A 26,943-nucleotide genomic window follows, 5' to 3' on the forward strand; every position below is an offset into this window, starting at 1 on the left:
ATAATGCAAATCTGTTAATATTATTGTTTAAGATGTTAGTAAATTGGTTTTTAGTTAAACAACATAATAGTTACATTTGTTAAAACTAAAAGCTAATGACATCGTTTGAGCCAAAAAGCTTATCTACCAGTAAATTACATGGTTATTTGTTAAGCGCAGTAGCACCAAGACCAATTGCTTTTGCTAGTACAATAGATACGGATGGGAATCCGAATTTATCGCCGTTTAGTTTTTTTAATGTATTTAGTGCGAATCCACCCATTATGATATTTTCACCTGCACGGCGTGTTAGAGATAATACAACTAAGCATACGTTAGAAAATGTTGAAGTAACCAAAGAAGTAGTTATTAATGTGGTGAATTATGATATGGTACATCAAATGTCGTTAAGTAGTACAGAGTATCCCGAAGGAATAAACGAGTTTGATAAGTCGGGATTAACCATGTTGAAATCTGATATTGTTAAACCATTTCGCGTAGCAGAAGCGCCAGTACAATTTGAATGCAAGGTGAATGATATTATTAAGTTAGGTACAGAAGGTGGTGCAGGGAATCTAATTATATGTGAAGTTGTTAAACTTCATATAGATGAAGATGTATTGGATGAAAACGGTGTGATAAACCAACAAAAATTAGATTTAGTTGCCAGGGCAGGCGGTAGTTATTATACGCGTGCTAAAAAAGGCTTTTTTGAAATCCCTAAGCCTTTATCAACACTAGGAATTGGTGTAGATAACTTTCCAGAGCATGTTAAAAATAGCATGGTTTTAACTGGAAATGATTTAGGAATGTTAGCTAATATAGAAGCGTTACCCACAGAAGAAAGTGTGAAGTCTTTTGTTGAAGATTTAGGGGAACGATATTCGAATATTAAAACAGCTACGCACAGACAAAAACATAAACTAGCACGTAATTACCTGAGTTTTGGTGATGTTGAAAGTGCTTGGAAAATATTGTTAAGTTAAATAAGTAATAAATAATAATTAATGGAAGTTCAAGGTAGAATTAAAATGGTAGGAGAAACTCAAACTTTTGGGAGTAATGGGTTTAGAAAAAGAGAGATTGTAGTAACAACAGAAGAGCAGTATCCGCAACATATTATGGTGGAATTTGTTCAAGATAAAACAGATTTGTTAAACAGTTATCAAGTAGGACAACAAGTAAAAATTAGTATTAATTTAAGAGGAAGAGAGTGGGTAAATCCACAAGGAGAGACTAAATATTTTAACTCTATTCAAGGTTGGAGAATAGAAGCCTTACAAGCTGACGCTTCAGGTGAAAATTTACCACCAGTACCACCAGCAGATGCTTTTGAGCCTGCAGGAGATTTAAAAGAAGAGGATCATGATGACCTTCCTTTTTAATTAGAATGATTTTTCATCTTTAGTCTATACTACGTGTAGCCGAAGTAAAGACAGGAATCTTATAAAAAGCAACCTCAATGTTTATTTTAACGTTGAGGTTGTTTATTTTTATATAAATAATTTTAAATGCAATACCTAACGGAAGATATTTGGTTTCCAGATGTAAATAAAGCTACTAAAGATGGTTTATTAGCTATAGGAGGCGACTTGTCTGTAGAGCGCTTACTGCGAGCCTACAAATTGGGTATTTTTCCATGGTTTGAAACAGATGAACCTATTTTATGGTGGTCACCAGATCCACGTTTTGTACTTTTTCCAGAGAAACTAAAAGTTTCAAAAAGTATGAAACAAATATTACGTAATAAGAATTATATAGTTACTGTAAATAAAGCTTTTAAAGAAGTAATTACTGCATGTTCCGAAATAAAGCGTGACGGACAAGCGAGCACTTGGATTACAGGTAGTATGACCGATGCCTATATAAAACTTCATGAATTAGGTTATGCAAAATCTGTTGAAGTCTGGAAAGACAATGTTTTAGTTGGGGGGCTTTATGGGATCGATTTAGGAAATGATGTGTTTTGTGGAGAAAGCATGTTTGCTAGAGAGAGTAATGCTAGTAAGGTAGGTTTTATAACGTTTATTCAGAATACGAACTATAAACTCATAGATTGTCAAGTGTACACAAATCATCTGGAAAGTTTGGGAGCCAAAGAAATTTCAAGAGATGATTTTTTGAGTTATTTATAAAGAACCTCTTAAATTTGTAGGTAATATATGAAAGGAATGAACGAAATTGTGTTTATATTATAGTTAGCTGTAATTCCGAAATGATAACATGGGAAGAAGAATTCTTATTCAATTCATTCTTGTTTTAATATTTACAAACTGTAATTGTAATAATATACTCGTGCTAAATTCTGAAAACACTAAATCGTTTCATCTTTAGTCATTTAAAATTATAAATAAAAAAACCAACGAACTCATAGGAGAAACAGTTAAAAAATGAAAGAAGGTATCGTAAAATCTGTAAGCAAAAGTAGAACACATACTTTTAGTAAAAATATCTGTGATAAAATTATTTTAATCAAAGGATTAGGCGTAGAGGGAGATGCTCATATGGGAGAAAAAGTAAAACATCGTTCAAGAGTTGCAAAAGATCCTAATCAGCCAAATCTGAGGCAAATTCATCTCATTCATTCTGAACTGTTCAAAGAACTAAAAAATAAAGGGTTTAAAGTACTGGATGGAGAATTGGGCGAGAATATAACCACAGAAGGAATAGATTTACTAAACCTACCTAAGAATACCATACTAACTATAGGCGATACCTCAAAAATAAAAATAACTGGATTAAGAAATCCTTGTAAACAAATTGATTTAATACAAAAAGGCTTAATGAAAGCTGTTCTAGATAAAGACAAAGAAGGAAACTTAATTAGGAAAGCTGGAATAATGGGAGTCGTTTTGGAAGGAGGAGAAATAAAAGTTGGAGACAAAATTATTATTGAATTACCTCAAAAGCCTTATGTTAAATTAGAAAGAGTGTAATAAAATCAGTAGCTAAGAATAGATGCTATAAGTAATTGCTAATGCAAGGATACTTGCGAAATTTTCTATGCATAAATTATGCTTAAACGACGTAACTTAACTTATATTGAATTAGGAATAAGTCGAAAAAGAACAGATGAATAATATAGATTGGATTGGTTTTATAGGAGTTTTCCAAATTTTATTAGCGTATATATTAAATGTAATCGGTAGACTAAAAAGCAAAGACCTAACTTTTATTTTATTAAATTTAATTGGTGCTAGCATGGCTTGTTTAGCATCCATACTTATGGAGTATCTTCCCTTTATTATATTAGAGGGAGATATGGACTATTGTATCACTAATTGCGCTTTTAAAATATAAAAAACATTGAATGACTGGGGAACTAATTTATCTGAATTAATAAAGGGAATGACTCCAAAACTGAACGATGGAGACTATGTGTTTTCTACAGTAAATGATGTAAGTGAAATTGATAGAAAAGATACCATTTGTGAATTCAAAGAGAAGGGAGGAACGACTATAGTAATTAAGAAAAATAAAGCTAGTTGTTAAAACCTTAAAATAAAAGAAAAACCAAAAGGTTACTATGAGTTTTTAAATTACAAGTTTTACTTTGATGATAGAAAACTTAAAATTTTAGTGTGAAACTTATAGATTATCTGTCAATCCAGAACAAAAGGATTTTTAACGACCCATATCTTCTTGTCTTAGTGGTTAAAATTGTATTTGAAAGAGCTTAAAAAGAACGATTTCTTCATTAAAAGAAATTTTTGAGTTATCGATTTGACAAAATAATCACTGTAAATTCCATAACTCATTTTTAAATATTATTAAAATTTTTGAAGTGGTAATTTATTATACATAACCTTTCAAAACCTTCCAGCTTTTTTTATAAAAATGTATCTTTAGTATATACGAACTTTTATTTTATTTACATGCGAATAGGTATTATTATTGGTAGAATTGGAGGAGTAGATGGCGTAGCACTTGAAACCGAGAAATGGATAGAAGTGTTAAAAAAGTTAGGTCATGAAGTGTTTATCATGTCTGGAGAATTCGAATCTTGGGATATGGATTATGAGCACGATTATCTCTTTCCAGCCTTATCCTTTTTTTCGGTTGAAGCTGAATGGGGACAACGTAAAGCATTTTATGAACCCGATAAAGATCCAGACCCATTACTAGATCATGTTGAAAACGCGTCTAACATGGTTTATGAAGCCATGCTTCAATGGGTTGCAGATAAAAAAATAGACGCTATACTTTCAGAAAATGCTTCAGCGCTTCCATGCCATTTATCTATGGGAGTTGCTATTAAAAAACTGATTAAAGATACTGGATTACCTATTGTAACCCACGATCATGATTTTCATTGGGAACGTGGTCAACGTTATGTCTCATCTCATTCTGAAATTAACCAATATGTAGATGATAACTTTCCGTTGTTACTACCTAATGTTAAACACGCAGTCATTAATACCTTCGGAGTAGAAACTTTTAAAAACAGATTTAACATCGATGCTACATTGGTACCCAATGTGATGGATTTTAATCGTGTTTACGGTGTTCCAACTCCAGAAAACCAGTTTTTCCTTAAAGATATAGGCATTACAGAAGATGAAATTGCATTATTGCAAGTGACGCGTATTGTAAGGCGTAAAGGTATTGAAACTGCTATTTCATTAATTGATAAGCTAGATGATAAAAAGCTGAAACTTGTTATTACTGGAAATAACAATGATGACGAAAACAAAGAATATTATAATGAATTAATCGATCAGATTCATGAATTGAATCTATCTAATCAAATCATATTTGCAGCACATAAGGTATTAGATCATAAAGACTTATCTAATGTTTATGCACACGGTAGAGCCTGTACTTATTTTAGTACTTATGAAGGTTTTGGAAATGCTTTTGTTGAAACCGTACTTGCAAAAAAACCCATATTTGTAAACAACTACAAACCTGTATATATGCAAGATATTGGCAATAAGGGGTTTGAAACAGTAATGATAGAAGACGGAAATCTTACTCCTAAAAGTGTTCAACAAATGTCAGACATCATATACAATCCAAAACGATGTTTAGAAATTGGCGAATATAACTTTAACCTTGGTAAAAAATATTTCTCATTTGATGTCCTTGAAGAAAAATTAAATAGCCTATTTACATTTTAAGAAACGAACAAATGACAAAGACTGCGAAAATCACTAATATCTTAAATGAACTTAAAAGTGAAAAAATAAATACCTGGTTTGATTTAGGGTTATTTATTGATAGATTTAAAGAACAAAATTCAAAGTCGGCCTTTAAAGGAGATGCGTCATCATTTGATACTCACATTGAAAAAGGAGGTATTGCTTTTTTAACATTTTACTTCACCATAGATGGTATTACGGTAGAAACAGAAAAATACGCCAAGACTTTTAAGACCATTTACCCAAATATTCCCATTCATTTTGTAGCAGGAGATATTAAACAAGAGGCCGACGAGTTAATTCCAAAAGATGCCTTTAAAAAAGTATTTCCAGAAATGGAAGCTTTTGATGCGTGGCCGTTATACGATGATTTCTTTAGAATAAAAATGGAACGTGGTAGTGACGCTTACAATAATCTTATTGGTAAGTTTTGGAAAGAGGTTTTAGTTCTTGTAGAAAAGTTGGGAAGTTATATTGAAGAACATGATATTTCACTGTTGTATTTAATCAATGTATGCTCTAATCCTGGTAATGTTCCTTTGGCCTTGGCTACGGTTTTGATTTCAGAATATTTAGGGATTCCAGTTATTAATAATAATCATGATTTTTATTGGGAAGGTGGTAATAGAAAAGTAGAAATTAAAAAGAAAGGCCTGAAAAAAGGTCCAAGAGATTTCTTTTTTCATAATGCACATGTTGGAGAATTTTTCTCAATTATAGAAATGATATATCCATGGGAAAGTCGCTCTTGGATGAATGTAAATATTAATAAAATTCAGCAAAACCATCTTATAGACATCAATGGTCATAATCCCGCTAATGTGGCTTTATTAGGAACAGCGGTAGATACTAAAATGCACCAAATGAGTAAGCGCGATATTATTAAAGCGTTTATGCAGGTGTCTACTATTTTTGCTAATAAAAAAGATACGATAACGGTTCATACAGCTGCGCACCATACGGATAGTGAGCGGTCATTAAAACCCATATTATTGGGTCACAAAACCATTCGTAAATTTGATTTTGTAAATAATAACATTGTATTCTTACAGCCTACACGGGTAATTAGTAGAAAATCTATAGAGCTTAATTTTAAACTTATTAAGCGCTTATTTTCTTATGATTCATTTGCCGAAAAATTTATCACGAATCCACAATTAAAATTGTCTTTAATTGTGTCAGGACCTATACCCCATGGACAACAGAATTATTATCACGATTTAAAAAAAGACTTTAAAAATTTTCTTAAAGAACTTCCAAAACAATTCAAATCAAGAGTACTTCTTGGGTTTTTATTTAGTGAATTTGATAAAAATGAATTCAAGAAAAAATATAAAAAGCCATTAGATATTGAACAATTGTATGATGTTGCCTCCTTAATTTTATTACCTAGTCAAACCGAAGGTAGAGGCTTACCAATTATTGAAGCTGCAGCTTGTGGCACACCAATATTTTGTAGACAATATGAGCCAAGAGAAGTTTATGACGAGGTTATTGGTCGTCATTTAGATGAGTCTTTACGTCTAAATGTTTTTGAATTCAAAGGCTCTAAAGTCCCTAAGCAATTGGCTGAAAAAATATGTGATCACGTGTTTTATCCTCAAAACAGAATGGTTGATGTGACACATAATAGAAACGTTATTAATAAACGTTATAGTTTGGAATCACTTCAAAAAAATATGCAATATATTCTAGGGCGACTACATTTGCAGTTAGGTGCTATTTCTAATGAAGTTAACTCGCAAGTGGTTAATTTATTAGAAGAGTATAAAGACATGATAAGTTTTGAGAATGAAGATCTTCATGCTATTCTTAATAAAAAAACCAGACATTATTTACCTGGTTACGGCAGATTGTCGTTTATGACTTATTTGAAATCGTTAATTGATCCTAGTTTTTTTAGAGTAGAAGAGCAGCTCATAAAAGGAAAAGTAATGAGTTATGCTAGAATGATGGAAAATGATATTCCAGATTTAGTGAATACCAATCTTGAGTTAATTCATAAATACTATAATGCTATTGATGATATTTTTAAATATGTTGATGGAGAACTAACTATAAGACACGACCATGCCCTGGCATACAGACATAGAAATAAAAAGAAGTTTGCTTATCAAGCATTTACGTATCATGAGGTAACAGGTTTGGTTAATATGATTTATAGCGACGTTTTTAAACCAAAACATCTACCAGATTTAACCTTGGCACCACAATTTTTTGCCGATTGGGAATTGGCTTTATTTCAGCTAACCAATAGTAGGTTTTTAGGTATTGATGACCGAAAAATTTTAACAGAAAAACTAAAAAACAATGTGCCAAAAGGGTATTTTCCAGGACGCTACATTAAACATGAATTAGAATATTTTGTATTGCAACCTATTCGTGCGCAACTTAATCTTAAAATAGAAGAAGAACTTACTGCTGAAGTCCTTAAAGAAAGAGGTCAAGAATTAGAAAAGGTCTACATTTTTATACACGAACCAAGAATAACAAAATGGTTTTCAAATGCCAATATTAAGGAGTATTTAGAAAGTGAAAAGGAGCCCGAACTAGGACTGTTATTTAAAACAGGCATTGTTCAAACAATAGAAACAAAACAATGGTCTGAAGGCGTACATTTTCCACAAATGGGAGCCAAAGCTATTAAGATTTTACGAGACATCAAAGAATCGAATGGCTTTATAATTACCAATGGCGAGTATGCAGCGATGATGACCGATATTATAGAAATTGATCATTTCCATATCGGGAAAGTACAGCATAACATGACCGCTAAAATTATGGGAATTCCAAAGGATAGTGGTTTTATTCAATTTGTGCCAGCTGCCGTACGAACTACTTTAGCATTTCCTACACCCATACAAACAGCAAAAGATTTTGATATTGTTTTAAAAAGTGATCTATATAAAACACTTAAAAACACCCTTGGTGAAAAGGAATTGTTGCAACTTATTTCTAAAGATGCCATTGAAAATGGAACTCCTATTGCGAAGCTATTAGAACAAATAAATGAGAATTTAAAAAACACTAAAACCGTTGAAAAAGTAAAGTCATCATTTACGGGAGGTGTTTATGAAGACGGTTTACCTTGGAGTGGCGTATTAGCTGAAATTGACACCAAACAACATAATTGGAAGTTCGCAGCACATATTGCCAACAAAGAACCTAAAAATGTACCTGCGCTCATTAATGAGTATAAGAAGATAAGTAAAAACCAGAATAAAATAGAATTAGCTTGGAATGGTGGTTACATTTTAAATCCTGAATTGGTTGGAAAACTAGGCTTGCCAGAAACCTATATTGGCTCGCCTTTGGGTCTGTTGATTATGAACAATAACGTATTTTGTCCACCACTTTTTAACAAACCAGCATTTATTATTTATAAAAATGGTGATGTGGATATACGAAAGGTAAACAGTAAAGCAGGCTTTATTGTAAAAGGAAAGCAAAATATAGTATTTGCACCAAGCCATTATAATACACATAGCAATACAGAACCTTGTTTTTACGATTTGTCTTATACAGAAGATACTATACAAGGCCATGGTCATGTTATTTTAAGAATAGCTGGCCATACGATAAAGCAAATTATTAAGACTAAAGGCAATGAACTTGTACCCGTTATTCCTGTTGGTATTACGCTGTCTATACCTGCAGAGGTATTTGCTAAGACTGATTTTAAAGAAGGTATGCTATTAGATATTCAGTTATTAGAACCAGAAACCAATCCTTACAAATGGGATGAGATATCCTATGCTATTGAAGCTGGACCCATGTTAATAGATGACGGAAAGCAAATTTTAAATATGGAAGATGAAGGTTGGAAAACATCTAATTCTATAAAAACACAAGCCGCTAGATTAGATTTTACAGATATGCGTGGTCCGAAAATTGCCGTAGGTATTACCAAAGCGGGCAAACTTATGGTGCTTATGGTAAATGGTAGAATTAGAGAATCTGTAGGCGCAACCCATTTTGATATGGTAGATATTCTTTTAAAATATGGTATGGATAAAGCGATGGGCTTTGATCCTGGAGGAAGCAGCACCTTGGTAGTTGATAATAACATTATGAATATTTCGCCATACAACAAAAATTATGAGGAAGATATTTATTCATTACCACCAGAACCACGATTTGTTGCCAATGCAATTATGGGTTGGATTGAAGGATAAGTTTCTTAACTTCATTCTGAAACAAAAAAATGTTATATCTAAGAACGTATTTGAATAAGATAAAAGAGTTACTCCAAAGTTTCTATTATTTCCAGAGTATTAGCTGTTGTTGTTTTTATGGGATTTTTAACCTCTAATGTTGTTTGGGATCGTCGCAAAAGTTGGATAAGTACCATGTTTTTTAGTATCATGGTTGTTTTGCAAATCTGTTTTTTTAAATAAAGTTTGGAAACAACGGGTTAAAAAAATTGAAAATCAGATTAATATTTTAGAGGAATCAGAAAAAGCTAAACCTGATTATATCTAAAACAATCCACCACATGGTCGTTTACCATGCCAGTGGCCTGCATATGAGCATAAACAACTGTAGTGCCTACAAATTTAAACCCTCGTTTTTTTAGGTCTTTACTAATAGTATCACTTAAAGGCGTGTTCGCAGGAACATCTTTTAGCATTTTAAAACTATTTCTTATAGGTTTACCGTTTACAAAGCCCCAAATATATTTACTAAAACTTCCGAATTCTTCCTGAACTTTCATGAAAGCTTGTGCATTGCTAACTGTAGCATTTACTTTTAGTTTATTTCTAATAATACCAGTATCCTGAAGTAGAGAATCAATCTTATCCTGCTTATAGTTAGCAATTTTTTTATAATCAAAGTGATCAAAGGCTTTTCTGAAATTTTCACGCTTTCGTAAAACAGTAATCCAGCTTAAACCAGCTTGAAACGTTTCTAAAATTAAAAATTCAAAAAGAGTATCATCGTCATAAACAGGATTGCCCCATTCTTGATCGTGGTAAGCTTCATATAGTTCGTCACCAACACACCAGTTACATTTATGTTCTGTAGTCATTATTTTTTAATAATTTTTAAAGTTGAACCATGTTTTATTTTTAGAAAATATATTCCAGAAGGATACAAAGCTACTGAGAATTCTTTGTTTTTACCTGTTTTAATAATTTTTCCTATAGTATTAAAAAGTGCCCATTCGCATTCAGTATTTAAATTTACCAATCCAGTTGTTGGATTTGGATATAAATAGAAATTAATAGTATCTGAATAATTTGAAACATTCAATAAATTGCCTGACAACCATTGTGCTGTATTGTTAACGCTTATAGATCCTGCATTAGAGAAGTTTCCGCCAACGAATATTTTATCTATTCCATCTGTATCTTGAGCAAACTTTATAGTATTAATTTTTATGTCTACACCTACATCTTCATTTGTGCCCAATGTTTTCCAACCATTAGTTTCACTCCATTGCGAAATATTGTTTACTATAATACTATTGCTAGCATCAACATTCGCAATATTGAAAGCTCCAGCTGCATATAAATTAGTACCATCGTGTATTAAACTGTTCACAATGTTATTTACACCATTACCTAAGGCCGACCAATTTGTACTTGCTTTATTCCATTTGGCAATTCTGTTTACGTTATTTCCGCCAGCAATTGCAAAGTTTCCACCAATATAAATATCAGTGTCTGTAGTTGCAATAGCTTCTACAAAACCACTGGTTCCAGAGCCTAATGTTCCCCAATTTGAACCATCCCATGTTGCAATTCTGTTTGCCGTTATACCTCCAGCTTCATCAAAGTTTCCACCTACATATAAAACAGTGTTATCGAATGCAAGAGATCTAATCTCGTTATTAGTCCCAGAAATAGTAGTTGCATTATCTGTTAATGGCGACCAGGAGTTTCCATTCCATAGGGCAATATTTTTTACAGTCATGTTATTTGCCGTTTCAAAAACGCCTCCCACGTATAAGTTGCCCATGGCATCCGTTTCTAATGCTGCTACGGTACCATCTACTCCGGTCCCAAGAGCTGCCCATGAACTGCCATTCCATACAGCAATGTTATTGGCGCTTACGCCTCCAATTTCTGAAAAGGCACCGCCTGCATATAAATTACCATTAGGAGCAATTTTTAAGGCATTTATAGCGCCATTTGATCCACTTCCTAAAGTTTGCCAGCCAGAATTCTTATTCCACAAAGCAATATTGTTGGCATTTATAGTTCCTGCTTGATTAAAAATACCACCATGATAAACATCACCGTTAGAACTTGTAGCAATGGTTTGCACCACACCATTTATGATGCCTTGGTCTAAATTTTGCCATGTGCCAATACCGTTTACAGTACTTGCAGATGAGGTTGTTGTGCCATCAACTAACTTGTATAGTTTCACATTATTACCATAGTCACTAAAATAGAGCTCTCCATTTTTGTCTGTACCAAATGAAGACACAAACTCTCCATTCGTTTTAAATAGAAACGTACTACTAGAACTATTAGTTGTTGGATTATAGTCTAGTGCCCAAACCCGTCCGCTTATATAATCGCCAAAAATATATTTAGAGTTTATATCTGGATTTAGACTGGTTATTTCTGACCCCCGATATACATATCCACCAGTTATAGACCTGTCTCCTTGTAATCTGTCATAAAAAAACACGGGAAATTCGGTGGTTTCAGATATGGTAACTCCGCTATTAGCTACCGATTCTGCTTCAAAACGACTCCATCCATAATTTTTACCGTTTTCAATAATATTTATTTCTTCGTAAGCACCCTGCCCAACGTCTGCACCCCATAATGTTCCAGTGGTATTATCAAATGCGAATTTCCAGGTGTTTCTTATACCGTATGCATAAATTTCATCCAAACCATCAGCATTTACTAAAGGATTATCACTAGGAATTTCATAATTCCCATTCGGAAGTGCCGTATTAGTTTCTATTGGATTACTTCCATCTACATCAACATCAATTCTACAAATACTTCCGAAAACCGTATTTACGTTTTGTCCGTTTCCTTGGGGATCATTTCCACCGCCGCCATCACCAAAAGAAATATAGAGGTAGTTATCTGGTCCAAAAGCTATTTTACCACCATTATGATTGCTATTATCTTGGTTTTTATCAGATTCAAAAAGAATGAGTTCGCTATTTGGATCGGCTAAATTTGCATCTCCTGCGCTGACTGAAAATCTGGATAACACAATTTTAACATCAATTCCAGTAATAGAACTATCGGCAGTATAATAAACATAAAAGTAACCATTGGTAGTATAATTAGGATGAAATGCTAATCCTAGTAATCCAACTTCTTGCCCGTTTCTAAAACGCACAATATTTGTTATATTTAGAAACGTATCTACATCTGCAGAAACAACGTCTGCATTCCTTGGAAATACTTTTATACGTCCTCTTTGTTCTACTACAAACATACGGTCTGTCCCGTCTTTTGGTGATTGTATTTCTACAGGAAATTCGAACCCTATATTGGGGAATGCCGATTCATAAGTGATTTGAGCATTTGCAAATGAAATAAAAGACAAAAAAAAGGTATAAAAATAAAGTTTCATAGCATTTATCTTTTATGGTTAAAAGAGTTTCATTTAAAATTAGGAACAAACTAACCATGTTTTTAAATAATAACTTAGATAGCTTCAGATTATTATATTTTGTAAGGTTTAAAGTAAAAGTATGACAAATATCATCTTAATTAAAAAATCAAGATGCTAATTTTGCATTATTCATTAAAAGAAGATTATGGACATCATTATAAAAAATAGCTTAGATAAAAGTATTTCATATCAGGATTATAGAGATTTGGTAAAGCAATTAACAGAAAATAATTCTACTACTGGAAATGAAAAAACAGAAGCTTTAATTAGTTATACAAAGCTTAATGACCGACGTATGAAACGTTGGGATAAAACTATTAAAGTAACAGATGAAGCCTTAAGTAAAATAAAATCTTTTAAAGAACCTATTACCTGGTTAGTTATTACAGAAAGTTGGTGTGGTGATGCAGCACATATAGTGCCTGTGCTAAATAAAGTTTCCGAATTAAATGATAATATTGATTTTAAAGTAGTACTTCGTGATGAGAACCCTGAGCTGATGGATGCCTTTTTAACTAATGGAGGAAGAGCTATTCCTAAAGTAATTATGTTAGATAATAATACAGGGGACGTTTTAAATACTTATGGACCAAGGCCTAGTGAAGCAACAAACTATGTAAATAGATTCAAGGCTATGCATGGAAAATTGACTCCAGAATTTAAAGAAGACTTACAGCATTGGTATAATACCAATAAAGGACAAAATATTATAGATGATTTAACCGATATACTTTGCGAGTTAGAACCTAATGTTTGCCTATAAAGTGAAATGTAATAGATCCTAATTGTGTTTTCTTTGAAGGGTCTTCACTAAATCGAGAATCTTTAGCGTATTGTATAGCATGTTCTATAAGGCACTCGTTGTCTGAAGTAGAAGAGGTGTTAACATAGGCGTCTATAACATTTCCGCTTTCATTAACTGTAATATTTACAACTATTTTACCATCCACCTCACACAAGTAAATAGGAATAGGGATATATCTTTTAGCTCTATCAACTAGAGAAAAACTAATGGTACTTTTTGTATTAGCGCCGTCGTCTTGCTGTTTTTTCAATAAATCATTGACTTTACTAAATGATGATAATTCTTCTTTTTTTACTTTAGTATTATCTAAAGCTTTGTATTCTTTAGTATAAGATTCTGTATCTTCTGAAATGCTGCTAGATTTTGGAACATAATCTTCAGGTGGTGCAATGGGTTTAAAAGCTTCAGCAAAATGCTTATTTTGTTTTGTTTCATTAAAGGCATTATTAGTTTCAGCCTTGCTTGCATTAAGTTTCTCTAAAGCTTCTAATAGTTTAACTTCTTCTTCGGTTAACTCCTTTTCAGGTTCTATTTCATAGTAGCTTTCCGAAGCAAATTTGTCTTGTTTTTTGAGACTTAAATTAAATATAGACATAACCACCGTACCTGAGATCAGGAACGTAATTAGTAGGGCTTTATGCTGATTTGTTAGGTGCAAATCTTATTTAATTCTTGAGAGTTATTTACAAAATATACGGCAAAATACATTAAAAAGTTTAGAATAGCATAAATTCTAAGAAAATTGAGACACTTGATAAGCCTTCCAGAGTTTCATATTCAAAGCGTTTCCTTGTAAAATCTAACCCTATAAGAAAAGAGTTTCTGAAATTTTGATCAAAAATTTGAATACCTATACCAGCTTTAAATATATTACCTTTTTCAAAATTCCTGTTTAAGCTTAAAAGCGTTCCGTACCCAGCTCTTACAAAGATATTCTCGTCATCTACAATAATATTATGACGAAGGTTTAAATAGGTTGGAAAAAACTGAAGTTTTTGTTGTGAGTGGTAGTCATACTCGAAATTTAATCCTAATGAGGTACGTTTATCAAACTGATAACCAACAGTATTATTTAGGAAAACGGCACTTGGATTAAAAAAGGTTTCGCCTTCATCATTGTTAATATTATAATCTTTGTTGATAGTTAATGTTGCAGCCAGCGAAATTTTATAAAAAAGACCATGAGATTTTTCTTTGCGAATTTGAGAAAAACCGAAAAAGGGTAAACATAAAAGTAAGATGTAAATTTGCTTCATAATAGTGTGGTTTTGTGAAACAAATTTTATTTATCAATAACTATTCCATGGAAAGGTCTTTAATAAAAGATTCAATAGAAATAGCATTAGTGACATCAAAATCACCAATTTTAGTGCGTCTTAGTGCAGATAGGTGGGCTCCAGAGTTTAAAGCTTTTCCAAAATCATTTGCCAAAGAACGAATGTAAGTCCCTTTACTACATACCACTCTAAAATCAACATTTGTACTGTCAATTTTTGTGATTTCGAATTCTGAAATAGTAACAGTTCTTGGTTTTATTTCAACGGTTTCGCCTGCTCTCGCAAATTCGTATAATCGCTTTCCATCCTTTTTTAATGCAGAAAAAATAGGCGGATATTGTTGAATATTTCCAATAAATTGTTGCGTTGCATCAAGAATTGAGGCCTCTGTAATATGACTGGTAGAGAATGTTTCGTTGATTTCAGTTTCTAAATCATAAGAGCGTGTTGTACTGCCTAAAGCAATGGTGCCTGTATACTCCTTAATCTGCCCTTGAAATGTGTCAATTTGCTTGGTCATTTTACCTGTGCAAATAATCAGCAACCCTGTTGCCAGAGGATCAAGCGTACCTGCGTGTCCGACTTTTATTTTTTTAATATTGAAAGCTTGTCGGATTTCCCAACGCAATTTATTAACCACTTGGAATGAAGTCCAATTTAAAGGCTTGTCTATTAACAAGACTTGTCCAGAAAGATAATCTTCTTTCGTAATCATTTTACGAGTTTAATAATGAAAATGCAATGGCAATAACGCCAACAATAATACAGTAAATAGCAAAATAACTAAGCTTGCTTTTTTTAACCAAAGCAATCATCCATGTACAAGCAAATAAACCAGCAATAAAGGCAGCGATAAAACCAATGGATAGTGAGGTGAAGTTTCCGCTATCATAAGTTAAATCACCACTCATAACATCTTTTGCGATTTTACCAAAAATTAAGGGAACAACCATTAAGAATGAAAAACGAGCTGCTTTTGTTTTGTCGTTTCCTAATAAAACAGATGTTGAAATTGTGGCTCCAGAGCGCGAAATACCAGGAAGCATAGCAATAGCTTGAGAAATTCCTATAATGAAGGCATTTTTAAAAGATACTTTTTTATTAGTGTCTTTAGCCTTATCTGCTAAAAATAGTAAAATAGCAGTTATAATGAGCATACATCCTACTAGTAAAATATTGCCTCCAAAAAGTTGCTCTAATTGTTCTTCAAAAAATAATCCGACAATAACAGCTGGAATCATGGACACTATAATTTTTGAAACGAATTGTAAATCTTCATTCCACTCAAATTTCAATATACCTTTAATAATATCTAAAATATCTTTTCTAAAAACAACCATAGTACTTAAAGCAGTTGCAAAATGTAGAACGACTGTAAATAGTAAACTTTCTTCTGGTACAGAGCTATCGCCAAGAATGGCTTTTCCAAGTTCTAAATGACCGCTTGATGATACAGGTAAAAATTCAGTAAGCCCTTGAATGATACCTAAAATAATTGCATCGATTATATCCATGGCGCAAAAATATCAAAATAGATATAGCGAAACTTATAAGTTTTAAATTTTATTTATCAGGATTTAATAAAATAGCATAAATTTCTATACCAAACCCGAGTAGTATAATTGCGGGTGCAAGTCTTATGCGTCTCCAGTGAAAGATTTCAGGATTAAAAACATTAGGGTCGTCACTGCCGCCGCCAGACATTAAAATAAAACCTATAGCGATGCAAGCTAAACCAATAAACATAAATTTATAGTTTTTCTTTCCAAAAACAAATATACTTTTAGCCTCTTCTTTTCGTTTTTTTTCTCCCATAGAATTGTGTAATACAGATATGCAAATTAACGGATTTATTTAAAACTTGAACGTTAAGACTTTCTAAATTTAATTGATTGTTTCATATTAATACAGTTGATCCGTTTTTAAATTCAAGAAACGCTGTGTTGCAAAATGCGTACTTATCCATGTGATAATAATGCCAAGAGCAAAAATGAAAAGGAATAAAAAAGCCATTAAAACAGGATTGCTTAGTAATTCTAACTCTAAAAAGGTCTTATTAAGATAATACAGAACAATGGCCATGCCTATGAGTGCCAGAACAGCTCCAATTATTCCCAAACGAACACTTTTCATAATAAAAGGAAACCTGATAAATTGTTTTGTGGCACCTACCATTTGCATGGTTTTAATAGTAAAACGTTTGGAATAAACTGCCAATCTTATAGAGCTGTTAATAAGTAAAACAGCTATTAAAGTGAAAATAGCACTTATAATAAGTACCCAAAAACTAATCTTTTTAACATTATCGTTCATCAAATTAACTAAGTCATTATCATAGTTAACCTCGTCAACAAAGTTTTTGTTTAACGCCTCAGCAGAAATTTTCTCTAAATGCTCAGAAGTTACAAAATCGGCTTTAAGATGCACATCAATGGAATTTTGTAATGGGTTGTAACCCACAAAATCCATAAAATCTTCACCATTTTCAGCTTTCATAAATTCAGCAGCTTGCTCCTTAGAAACATATTCAGTAGATTTCACATACTCTGCCATGGCTAAACTTTTTTCAAGCTGTTTCGTTTCAACCTCTTTAGCAGAATCTTTTAAATAGATCGTTACTACGACCTGCTCTTTAAAATGGTCAGATACTTTTTTAGCATTTAGAATAAGCATGCCCAATAAACCCAATAAAAATAACACTAAAGCAATACTTAATACAACTGAGAAATAAGAAGAGATAAGTCTGCGCTTTTGGTGTTTTTCAAATGATGAACTCATAAAATGATGGATTAATGTGGTAAAAATAATAAAGTATATGAAAAGAAACTTCAAAAGATTTAAGTCTTTTAATTTCAAAGACATGTCTTTCAGGTAAAAAAGGGAATCTTATTAAATTGAAATTAAAAACAAACTAAGCTTCAAGCTTCTATAATTACAACGTTTTAACTTTCAACATTGTTATAATAAGTTTAAATTTGCGCTTTTAAAATCTGTCATTCCGAGTGAAGCGCGGGAATCTTAAGTTCTAAATTAAAAAAGATTGCCACAGTCGTACCTCCTTCGTAATGACAAGAACCTTTATGTAAGATTATAATGAAATACAATTTCAACGAGATAGAAGCCAAATGGCAAAAGTATTGGGCAGAAAACCAAACGTTTAAAGCTGTTAATAATAGTGAAAAACCAAAATATTATGTTTTGGATATGTTCCCTTATCCAAGTGGTGCAGGTTTACATGTTGGACACCCATTAGGATATATCGCTTCAGATATCTATGCGCGTTATAAACGTCATAAAGGTTTTAATGTATTACACCCTCAAGGCTATGATAGTTTTGGACTACCAGCAGAACAATATGCTATTCAAACTGGTCAGCATCCAGCAATAACGACTGCTGAAAACATAAAAACATACCGCCGACAGTTAGATCAAATAGGGTTTTCATTCGATTGGTCTCGTGAGGTTAGAACGTCAGATCCAAGCTATTACAAATGGACACAATGGATTTTCATTCAATTGTTTGAATCCTGGTTTAATAATGCAACGAATAAAGCAGAAGACATTTCAAGTTTAGTAACCATTTTTGAAACTGATGGGAATACGAGTGTCAATGCCGTTTGTGATGATGATGTTGAAATGTTTTCTGCTAATGAATGGAATGGGTTTTCATCTGAAAAACAACAAAAAGTATTATTACAATACCGATTAACATATTTAGCTGAAACGGAAGTAAACTGGTGTCCTGCATTAGGAACTGTTTTAGCAAATGATGAAATTGTAAATGGTGTTTCCGAACGTGGAGGACACCCTGTTATTCGTAAAAAAATGACCCAATGGAGTATGCGTATTTCTGCATATGCAGAGCGTTTACTTCAAGGACTAGAGACTATTGATTGGACAGATTCTTTAAAAGAAAGCCAACGTAACTGGATTGGAAAGTCGGTTGGGGCGTCTGTAGTATTCCCCATCCTATCCTTCCCCCGAAGGGAAGAGAAAGCAGGCTCTGAAAAACGCCCTGGTTATATGACAGGTGGAAATAATTCTCATTTATTGCTTGAAAGGGCTAAAGAAATGCGAGCTAATCCTACTCAGGCAGAAGAAGCGTTATGGCAAGAACTTAGAAATAAGAACCTTGATGCTAAGTTTAGACAGCAGCATTTAATTGGAGATTATATTGTTGATTTTGTTTGTTTAGATAAAAAGCTGATTATTGAAGTTGACGGAAAAATTCATGAATCGCAAGTTGATGAAGATGCTAAGAGAACCGAAGTTTTAGAAAATGATTATTTCAAAGTTATTCGATTTACAAACGAAGAAGTTTTGAGCAATATTGAAAGTGTTCTAAAAATTATTCGAGAAGAATTAAGTCAAAGAGAATCAATCAAGAGTGAGAAAGTTCCCCCTTCGGGGGTTAGGGGGATTGAAGTCTTCACAACAAGACCCGACACCATTTTCGGAGTAAGTTTTATGACCCTAGCACCAGAACACGAACTAGTATCACAAATAACCACCTCAGAACAAAAGGAAACTGTTGATGCATATATACTTGCATCTGCAAAACGTAGTGAGCGTGATAGAATGGCAGACGTTAAAACCATTTCAGGTGCTTTTACAGGAGCTTATGCAGAACACCCATTTACAAAAGAACCTATTCCTATTTGGATTGGCGATTACGTATTAGCTGGTTATGGTACAGGAGCAGTGATGTCTGTACCATGTGGCGATCAACGTGATTACGATTTTGCAAAGCATTTTAATATTCCAATTCCGAATATTTTTGAAGGTGTAGATATTTCTGAAGAAGCGTTTTCAGATAAAGAAAAAACCATCATCGCAAATAGTGATTTCATTAACGGAATGAACTATAAAAAAGCAACCAAACGCATTATTTTTGAGTTGGAACAATTGGGACAAGGTCAAGGAAAAACGAACTATAGGTTGCGTGATGCCGTATTTAGTAGACAACGCTACTGGGGCGAACCATTTCCTGTGTATTATGTGAATGGCATGCCACAAATGATTGCTAAAGAGCATTTACCAATAAAATTACCAGAAGTTGAAAAGTATTTACCAACCGAAACAGGCGAGCCACCATTAGGAAACGCTAAAAAATGGTATTGGTTACAATATGGTGATAAAGCAGACATCGTATCCAAAGAAGAGTTTGAGAATTCCTCCCCTTCGGGGAGGTTAGGTGGGGCTTTAGAGTTGAATACCATGCCAGGTTGGGCAGGAAGTTCGTTTTATTTTAACAGATATATGGATCCTACCAATGATAATGAAATGGCTTCTAAAGAAGCATTGGATTATTGGAAGGATGTCGATTTATATATTGGAGGAAGTGAGCATGCTACAGGACATTTATTGTATTCACGTTTTTGGCAAAAATTCTTGTTTGACAAAGGCGTTGTACCTGTTGATGAATATGCAAAAAAACTTATTAATCAAGGGATGATTTTGGGGACTAGTGCCTTTGTATACCGTATTGAAGGTGAGAATAAATTCATATCGAAAGGATTAATAGGAAAAAATAAAGTACAACCAATTCATTCAGATGTATCTTTTGTAAATAGTTCTGATGAATTAGATATTGAAGCATTTAAAAATTGGAGAGAAGAATTTAAAGATGCAGAATTTATTCTTGAAGATGGGGTTTATAAAGTAGGTCGTGACGTAGAAAAAATGTCCAAATCTAAATACAACGTGGTTAATCCAGACCAAATATGTATTGATTATGGAGCAGACAGCCTACGTCTCTATGAAATGTTCTTAGGACCTTTAGAACAATACAAACCATGGAATACAGCTGGTATTACAGGTGTACACAATTTCCTGAAAAAACTTTGGAAACTTTACCATCAAGGAGAAAATGGAAGCTTCTATGTAACGAGTTCCCCTCCTTCGGAGGGGTTAGGGGAGGCTCTTAAAACACTCCATAAAACAATAAAGAAAGTTGAAGAAGATATTGAGAATTTTTCATTCAATACATCAGTGTCTACTTTTATGATAGCAGTTAACGAATTAACATCTCAAAAATGTACAAGTAAAGAGATTCTGGAACCTCTATTGATTTTAATGTCTCCTTATGCGCCTCATATTGCAGAAGAATTATGGAACCAATTAGGACACAACGAATCTATTTCAACAGCAGATTTTCCAAAATTTGATGGAAGTCATTTGGTAGAAAGCAGTAAAAATTACCCCATTTCATTTAATGGGAAAATGCGATTTACACTAGAATTGCCATTAGATATGAGTAAAGAGGATATAGAGAAAACAGTTTTAGAACACGAAAAAACGAAAGAACAATTACAAGGACGTGAACCTAAAAAGGTAATTGTGGTTCCAGGAAAAATAGTCAATATTGTAGGGTAATGTGATTTTTGGAAACTATAATGATAAGAATGTATTATTATGAATGAAACAGGAATTATCTCAAAAATAAGTCATCAAGATTTTGATACAACCTATCAAAAATTGAAAGGTGTTATCGAAAACAATCCAAATTTAAAGATTATAGCAGAGCTAAATCATCAAGCAAATGCTTCTTCTGTCGGTTTAGAACTAAACCCAACAAAAATCATCATGTTTGGAAATCCTAATTTAGGAACACCATTGATGCAAAACTCGCAAACCATGGGTTTAGATTTACCGCAAAAGATATTAGTATATCAAGATAATGAAGGCGTTGTAAAAGTATCATATAATAATCCTCTGTATTTAAGAGATAGGCACAGTATTACGAATCAAGAAGGGATACTGAATAAGATAGCCGGTGCATTAGATAACATTACAAATGCTGCAATAGCAGGATAGTTGAAAAACTCTCCTTCTTAAAAAAGAGGAGTGGATTCAGTTTCACAAAAAGAAACTGAAGACGAGGTGGTTCAGTCTACCTGTTTTAGTCATGTCCGAAATGAGACACGGTAGAGAATCGCATAATGTATTGAGTATATAATTTTTTCTAAAGCTCTTATATTGAGCTTGTCGAAGTGAATGCAGAAATTAGCAACTTTTAAACAGTTATTACACTGAATGAATCACATAGAAATAATAGGTTTTATAGCAGCGTTTTTAACAACCGCAGCCTTTTTACCCCAAGTTTATAAAACTTGGAAAACCAAAGATGTATCTAGTTTATCGTTGCCTATGCTATTCATTTTTTTCATAGGTATTTTAATGTGGTTAATCTACGGTTTTCTAAAAAATAGCCCTCCAATGATTTTTGCAAACAGTATTACCATCGTATCAGTATTTTTATTAGTGTATTTCAAAATTAAATACGGTAAAAAATAAATCAACTTGATAATTTTGAAGCTAAATTTTAGTGTTGAATTTCCTATTTAATAAAATAGTTTTTTCAGTTTTATTAAATTCATAAAAATCATCTAATCTTAATATTATGGTACCTTAATTTCTGTATTTCATTGTAATTTGTAGGAATAAAATAACCTAAAAATGACAACTATGAAAATCGGTATTCCTATTGAAATTAAAAATAATGAAAACAGAGTAGGTATGACGCCTGCAGGCGTTTTTGAACTCACAAAAAACAATCATACCGTTTATGTGCAAACCAATGCTGGTTTTGGAAGCGGTTTTTTTGATGAAGATTATCAAGAAGCTGGAGCAATTGTTTTAAATTCTATTGAAGAAGTATATGCATCCAGCGATATGATCGTGAAAGTAAAAGAACCGATAGAAAAGGAATACACACTAATAAAACCAGATCAGGTTGTATTTACTTATTTTCATTTTGCCTCGAGTGAAACACTAACAAAGGCTATGATTAAAAGTAACGCAATTTGTATTGCTTATGAAACGGTCGAGGATACTGATGGTGCTTTGCCACTATTAATACCTATGTCTGAAGTGGCAGGGAGGATGTCTATTCAACAAGGAGCCAAATATTTAGAGAAGCCTATAAAAGGAAGAGGCGTATTGTTAGGTGGCGTTCCAGGGGTGCCGCCAGGTAAAGTATTAGTTTTAGGCGCAGGTGTTGTAGGAATTCAAGCGGCTAAAATGGCTGCTGGGTTAGGCGCTCATGTTACTATTATGGATATTAATATGAAACAATTGCGTTATGTGAATGATGTGATGCCAAATCATGTCGTTACAGAATTTTCGAGTGAATATAATATTAGAAAACGCATTAAAGAATCTGATTTGATTGTCGGTGGTGTTTTAATAAAAGGCGCAAAAGCACCAAAGTTAATCACTAAAGATATGCTTAAAGACATGCGACCAGGCACGGTAGTCGTAGATGTGGCAGTAGACCAAGGCGGATGTTTTGAGACTACCAAAGCAACCACTCATGAAGATCCAACGTATGTTATTGATGATGTGGTCCATTATTGTGTTGCCAATATGCCTGGAGCTGTGCCCTATACCTCTACGGTAGCACTAACCAATGTAACTTTACCATATGTTCTTAAACTAGCTAATTTAGGCTGGAAAAAAGCCTGTGATATGAATCCTTTATTAGCAAAAGGGCTTAATATTGTAAAAGGAGAGATTGTTTATAAAGAAATAACAGAAGCGTTTAATTGGGAAGTTGAAGTTGCATGAAACTGACATAATTTCATATTCAAATATTGGCGTTATTTTTGCTATATTTAATTATAATTAAAAAAGAAAGCAATGTTAATACAATATTATATATTATTAGGAGCGATAGCCTTAGTAAGTTGGCTAGTAAGCAGCACTTTAAAAAGAAAGTTCAAAGAGTACTCGAAAGTACAGCTGCGTAATGGTATGAGTGGTGCAGAAATAGCAGAAAAAATGTTAGCAGATCACGGCATTAGAGATGTTGAGGTGATCTCAACACCTGGTCGTTTAACAGATCATTACAACCCTAGAAATAAAACAGTTAATTTAAGTGAAGCAGTTTATAATCAGCGTAATGCAGCTGCTGCGGCAGTCGCGGCACATGAATGTGGTCATGCCGTACAGCATGCTCAAGCTTATAGTTGGTTACAAATGCGCTCTGCTTTAGTTCCTGTGGTTAGTGTAACATCTGGAATGTCTCAATGGGTGGTTATTGGAGGCTTAATGTTAGGAGCTGCTGCTGGTTTAGGTTTTGGGTATTATGTAGCAGTTGCTGGACTAGTGATGATGGGGTTTGCTACCTTATTTAGCTTTATAACGTTACCTGTAGAATACGATGCTAGTAATCGCGCTTTAGCTTGGTTAAAAAACAAAAACATAGTATCTCAAGAAGAATATGCAGGATCTGAAGATGCACTTAAATGGGCAGCAAGAACTTACTTAGTTGCTGCAATTGGCGCTTTAGCATCTTTAGTGTATTGGGCACTTCAAGTATTTGGAGGACGAGATTAAATAATGCATTTTCAAACATATATTAAACCGAATTTTTCATAAAAACTGAAGAATTCGGTTTCTTTTTTTAGTACATTTAAATTTCAAATTAATATAACGAATCGTAATTATGGAAGAAATTCAAAATAATAAGTTATTACTCAGTCAAACTTCAGATTTAGATCGTGTGGCATTTTATAAAAAAACCTATGCTCATGTCGCTGGAGGCGTTTTAGTATTTATTCTTTTTGAATACTTATTACTTCAAAGCAATACAATTGTTGAGTTTGCATTATCAATGACAGAAGGTTACAGATGGCTTATTATGCTAGGTGGTTTTATGTTTATTACAAATTATGCTGAGCGTATGGCTTTAAAAACACCAGATAAGAATAAGCAGTATTTAGCCTATGGATTATATATATTAGCAGAAGCTTTTATTTTTGTGCCGCTAATCTATATTGCCGCATTTTATATGGAATCTGGTCCAGAAATGTTAAATCAGGCAGCCATTGTTACATTGGCATTATTTTCAGGATTAACAGCCATTGTTTTTCTTACTAAAAAGGATTTTTCTTTTTTAAAAACAGGACTTACAATCGGATTCTTTATAGCTATAGGACTTATTATAGCAGGCTCACTATTCGGTTTTAATTTAGGTTTATGGTTCTCTGTCGGTATGTGTTTGTTGGCAGGAGGTTCTATTTTGTACCAAACTTCTAATCTAATAAATAAATATACTACCGAAGATTATATTCCAGCAGCATTAGGCCTATTTGCCTCTCTAATGTTACTATTTTGGTATATCCTTAGTATTTTTATGTCACGAGATTAAAAATCATTAAATATAAACTTAAAGCTCTGAATCATTTCAGGGCTTTTTTGTTTCTTTACTCGAAAAATAGCCCTCGATGTGATGTTTCGAGGTTTTCTATGAAAGTGTTATTCTCGCGAACGCGGGAACCTAAATCAAAATTAAAAATGGATAGCCCAATATCATACTATAAAGAACATTCAGAAACGTATAAATCTGAAACTCAAAGATTATTCAAAAAAATGACAGCCTTAAGCATGTTAAGACTCTCTATATTTTTGATAACAGGTTTTGGAATCTATTTTACATTTCAGTATTGGCAAGTTGCTATTGTTATAGCCGTCATTGGAATTGCTGTATTTGTTTATGTACTATCAAAGTATACCGATATAAAATCGCAAAGAAATTTTAATAAGGCTTTAGTTGAAATAAATGAAGAAGAAATTAAAATAGCCTCTGGTGATTTTCATGATCGAGATAAAGGTTTGCAATTTCAAGACCCTAATCATTTTTATAGCTTAGATATTGATTTATTTGGTCGTGGTTCTTTTTTTCAATTTATAAATAGAACAACTATTAATGAAGGGACTCAAAAGTTGGCAGATGCTTTAAAAGCAAATAATATTGATGCTATTAAATTACGCCAAGAAGCGATTAATGAATTGAGTTCTAAACCAAAATGGAGGCAATATTATTCAGCTACATCAAGTTTAGTTGAGGTTGAGACACCTGCTAAAAACATTATTAGCTGGTTACAAGGATATCAATCTTTTTTACCAAAAGTGATGCGACGGTTGCCAATAACCTTTGCCATATGCTCAATAGTCATATTTGGTTTAACAGTTTCAAATATTATTAGTCCAGATCTTATTGGGTATTGGCTATTTTTAGGACTTGGTATTACTGGTGTTTATGTTAAAAAAACGAATATTTTAGCTTCAAATACAGATAGAGTTAAAGATACATTTCGTCAATACTCACTATTATTGGATTTAATAGAAAATGAAACGTTTTCTTCAGAATTATTACAACAGAAACAAAAACAAATACAATTAGATACAGAAAAAGCATCTCATATTTTTAAAAAGCTTTCAAAATCGTTAGATGCTTTAGATAATAGAAATAATATTATAGGTGCTATTTTTGGAAATGGATTGTTTTTAACAGACATAAATAATAGCTATAGTATTGAGAAATGGATTGAACAATATAAGACTAAGGTTGCTGATTGGTTTGAGGTCGTATCATTTTTTGACGCTTATAATTCATTAGGAAACTTTGCTTTTAATAAACCAGATTTTATATACCCAGAGATACTAGAAAAAGGAGCGGTTATTAATGCTAATAGTTTAGGACATCCTTTGTTAGATAAAAACAAACGAATAGCTAGCGATTTAACAATAGATAATGAGCAATTCTTTATAGTAACTGGGGCGAATATGGCAGGTAAGAGTACCTTTTTACGTACGGTGTCTTTGCACATTGTTATGGCTAATGTAGGACTTCCAATTTGTGCGAGAACAAGTAAATATTCACCAGTGAAATTGATTACCAGTATGCGAACAACAGATTCTTTAACAGATGATAGTTCGTATTTCTTTTCAGAATTAACACGTTTAAAATATATCGTTGATGCTATTGAAAAAGAACCTTATTTTATTGTTTTAGATGAAATCTTAAAAGGAACAAATAGTACAGATAAGGCCATAGGCTCCAGAAAGTTTGTTGAAAAATTGGTGGCTTCAAACGCCACAGGGATTATTGCTACACACGATTTAAGCTTATGTGAAATTGAACAGGAACTAGAGGATGTGAAGAATTATTATTTTGATGCCGAAATCATCAATGATGAACTTCATTTTGATTATAAATTAAAAGTAGGGATTTGCCAAAATATGAATGCTTCTTTTCTTTTAAAGAAGATGAATATTGTTTAAACGCATACTGTCTTAATTGTATTCTATTTCTAAATTACTTGAAAAGATGATCTGATGTTCTGAGTCATTTCGAACC

At 32.8% G+C, this 26,943-nt stretch carries 24 protein-coding genes; 16 read left to right on the forward strand and 8 right to left on the reverse strand.

All coding sequences use genetic code 11. The features are described 5' to 3' along the window. The first annotated feature begins 95 nt into the window (after positions 1–95). The 8 genes from Q4Q39_RS07665 (at position 96) to Q4Q39_RS07700 (ending at position 9,295) form a co-directional block, all read left to right on the forward strand. Complete coding sequence (locus Q4Q39_RS07665; RefSeq protein ID WP_303281818.1) at positions 96–965, forward strand: flavin reductase family protein; 870 nt, start codon at positions 96–98, stop codon at positions 963–965. A 21-nt stretch (positions 966–986) separates the two neighbouring features. After that, entirely contained in the window at positions 987–1,364 is a 378-nt protein-coding gene (locus Q4Q39_RS07670; RefSeq protein WP_303281819.1) for a DUF3127 domain-containing protein, read from the forward strand. 126 nt (positions 1,365–1,490) lie between these two features. Then, complete coding sequence (gene aat, locus Q4Q39_RS07675) at positions 1,491–2,114, forward strand: leucyl/phenylalanyl-tRNA--protein transferase (protein WP_303281820.1); 624 nt, start codon at positions 1,491–1,493, stop codon at positions 2,112–2,114. 255 nt (positions 2,115–2,369) lie between these two features. Further along, complete coding sequence (locus Q4Q39_RS07680) at positions 2,370–2,915, forward strand: MOSC domain-containing protein (protein ID WP_303281821.1); 546 nt, start codon at positions 2,370–2,372, stop codon at positions 2,913–2,915. 136 nt (positions 2,916–3,051) lie between these two features. After that, positions 3,052–3,279 (forward strand): CBU_0592 family membrane protein, encoded by a 228-nt coding sequence (locus tag Q4Q39_RS07685; protein WP_303281822.1) that lies wholly within the window; start codon positions 3,052–3,054, stop codon positions 3,277–3,279. A gap of 6 nt (positions 3,280–3,285) precedes the next feature. Then, the gene (locus Q4Q39_RS07690) at positions 3,286–3,471 is read left to right on the forward strand and encodes an ACT domain-containing protein (protein WP_303281824.1); all 186 of its coding nucleotides are present in this window, start codon (positions 3,286–3,288) and stop codon (positions 3,469–3,471) included. A gap of 383 nt (positions 3,472–3,854) precedes the next feature. Then, positions 3,855–5,099: a glycosyltransferase gene (locus tag Q4Q39_RS07695; RefSeq protein WP_303281825.1), complete on the forward strand. Its 1,245-nt coding sequence runs from the start codon at positions 3,855–3,857 to the stop codon at positions 5,097–5,099. 11 nt (positions 5,100–5,110) lie between these two features. Continuing rightward, positions 5,111–9,295 (forward strand): phosphodiester glycosidase family protein, encoded by a 4,185-nt coding sequence (locus tag Q4Q39_RS07700; protein WP_303281826.1) that lies wholly within the window; start codon positions 5,111–5,113, stop codon positions 9,293–9,295. Positions 9,296–9,582: 287 nt separating this feature from the next. Here Q4Q39_RS07700 and Q4Q39_RS07705 read toward each other — a convergent pair whose 3' ends face one another. Together Q4Q39_RS07705 and Q4Q39_RS07710 are read right to left on the reverse strand one after the other, a co-directional pair. Continuing rightward, positions 9,583–10,149, reverse strand: a complete 567-nt coding sequence (locus Q4Q39_RS07705; protein WP_303281827.1) for a DNA-3-methyladenine glycosylase I — start codon at positions 10,147–10,149, stop codon at positions 9,583–9,585. Further along, on the reverse strand, positions 10,149–12,674 hold the full coding sequence (locus Q4Q39_RS07710; RefSeq protein WP_303281828.1) for a PQQ-dependent sugar dehydrogenase: 2,526 nt from the start codon (positions 12,672–12,674) through the stop codon (positions 10,149–10,151). Before Q4Q39_RS07710 ends, Q4Q39_RS07705 begins: the two co-directional genes overlap by 1 nt. Positions 12,675–12,861: 187 nt before the next feature. Here Q4Q39_RS07710 and Q4Q39_RS07715 point away from each other — a divergent pair, with 187 nt between their 5' ends. Next, positions 12,862–13,479, forward strand: coding sequence for a thioredoxin family protein (locus tag Q4Q39_RS07715; RefSeq protein WP_303281829.1), 618 nt, complete (start codon positions 12,862–12,864; stop codon positions 13,477–13,479). Here Q4Q39_RS07715 and Q4Q39_RS07720 read toward each other — a convergent pair. The 6 genes from Q4Q39_RS07720 to Q4Q39_RS07745 form a co-directional block, all read right to left on the reverse strand. Next, positions 13,463–14,116: a hypothetical protein gene (locus tag Q4Q39_RS07720; protein WP_303281830.1), complete on the reverse strand. Its 654-nt coding sequence runs from the start codon at positions 14,114–14,116 to the stop codon at positions 13,463–13,465. The genes Q4Q39_RS07715 and Q4Q39_RS07720 overlap by 17 nt on opposite strands. 121 nt (positions 14,117–14,237) lie before the next feature. Continuing rightward, positions 14,238–14,777: a hypothetical protein gene (locus Q4Q39_RS07725; protein ID WP_303281831.1), complete on the reverse strand. Its 540-nt coding sequence runs from the start codon at positions 14,775–14,777 to the stop codon at positions 14,238–14,240. A gap of 40 nt (positions 14,778–14,817) precedes the next feature. Further along, the gene (truB, locus tag Q4Q39_RS07730) at positions 14,818–15,513 is read right to left on the reverse strand and encodes a tRNA pseudouridine(55) synthase TruB (RefSeq protein ID WP_303281832.1); all 696 of its coding nucleotides are present in this window, start codon (positions 15,511–15,513) and stop codon (positions 14,818–14,820) included. 1 nt (position 15,514) lies between these two features. Further along, the gene (gene uppP / locus Q4Q39_RS07735; protein WP_303281833.1) at positions 15,515–16,312 is read right to left on the reverse strand and encodes an undecaprenyl-diphosphatase UppP; all 798 of its coding nucleotides are present in this window, start codon (positions 16,310–16,312) and stop codon (positions 15,515–15,517) included. Between the two features lie 49 nt (positions 16,313–16,361). Then, positions 16,362–16,613 carry a DUF3098 domain-containing protein gene (locus Q4Q39_RS07740; protein ID WP_303281834.1) on the reverse strand — a complete coding sequence of 84 codons (252 nt, stop codon included), beginning with the start codon at positions 16,611–16,613 and terminating at the stop codon, positions 16,362–16,364. Between the two features lie 87 nt (positions 16,614–16,700). Next, on the reverse strand, positions 16,701–17,576 hold the full coding sequence (locus Q4Q39_RS07745) for a cell division protein FtsX (protein ID WP_303281835.1): 876 nt from the start codon (positions 17,574–17,576) through the stop codon (positions 16,701–16,703). Positions 17,577–17,891: 315 nt separating this feature from the next. Here Q4Q39_RS07745 and leuS point away from each other — a divergent pair, with 315 nt between their 5' ends. From leuS to Q4Q39_RS07780, 7 genes are all read left to right on the forward strand, one after another. Continuing rightward, complete coding sequence (leuS, locus tag Q4Q39_RS07750) at positions 17,892–21,173, forward strand: leucine--tRNA ligase (RefSeq protein ID WP_303281836.1); 3,282 nt, start codon at positions 17,892–17,894, stop codon at positions 21,171–21,173. 39 nt (positions 21,174–21,212) lie between these two features. After that, positions 21,213–21,614, forward strand: coding sequence for a DUF302 domain-containing protein (locus Q4Q39_RS07755; protein ID WP_303281837.1), 402 nt, complete (start codon positions 21,213–21,215; stop codon positions 21,612–21,614). Between the two features lie 219 nt (positions 21,615–21,833). Next, the gene (locus Q4Q39_RS07760) at positions 21,834–22,094 is read left to right on the forward strand and encodes a SemiSWEET family sugar transporter (protein ID WP_303281838.1); all 261 of its coding nucleotides are present in this window, start codon (positions 21,834–21,836) and stop codon (positions 22,092–22,094) included. A 171-nt stretch (positions 22,095–22,265) separates the two neighbouring features. Beyond that, complete coding sequence (gene ald, locus Q4Q39_RS07765; RefSeq protein ID WP_303282033.1) at positions 22,266–23,366, forward strand: alanine dehydrogenase; 1,101 nt, start codon at positions 22,266–22,268, stop codon at positions 23,364–23,366. Between the two features lie 72 nt (positions 23,367–23,438). Continuing rightward, positions 23,439–24,137 (forward strand): zinc metallopeptidase, encoded by a 699-nt coding sequence (locus Q4Q39_RS07770; protein ID WP_303281839.1) that lies wholly within the window; start codon positions 23,439–23,441, stop codon positions 24,135–24,137. Positions 24,138–24,246: 109 nt separating this feature from the next. Further along, complete coding sequence (locus tag Q4Q39_RS07775) at positions 24,247–24,951, forward strand: Bax inhibitor-1/YccA family protein (RefSeq protein ID WP_303281840.1); 705 nt, start codon at positions 24,247–24,249, stop codon at positions 24,949–24,951. Between the two features lie 146 nt (positions 24,952–25,097). Continuing rightward, positions 25,098–26,867: a MutS-related protein gene (locus tag Q4Q39_RS07780; RefSeq protein WP_303281841.1), complete on the forward strand. Its 1,770-nt coding sequence runs from the start codon at positions 25,098–25,100 to the stop codon at positions 26,865–26,867. The last annotated feature ends 76 nt before the right edge of the window (positions 26,868–26,943 follow it).

It is taken from the genome of Flavivirga amylovorans, assembly GCF_030540875.1.
Taxonomy (GTDB): domain Bacteria; phylum Bacteroidota; class Bacteroidia; order Flavobacteriales; family Flavobacteriaceae; genus Flavivirga; species Flavivirga amylovorans.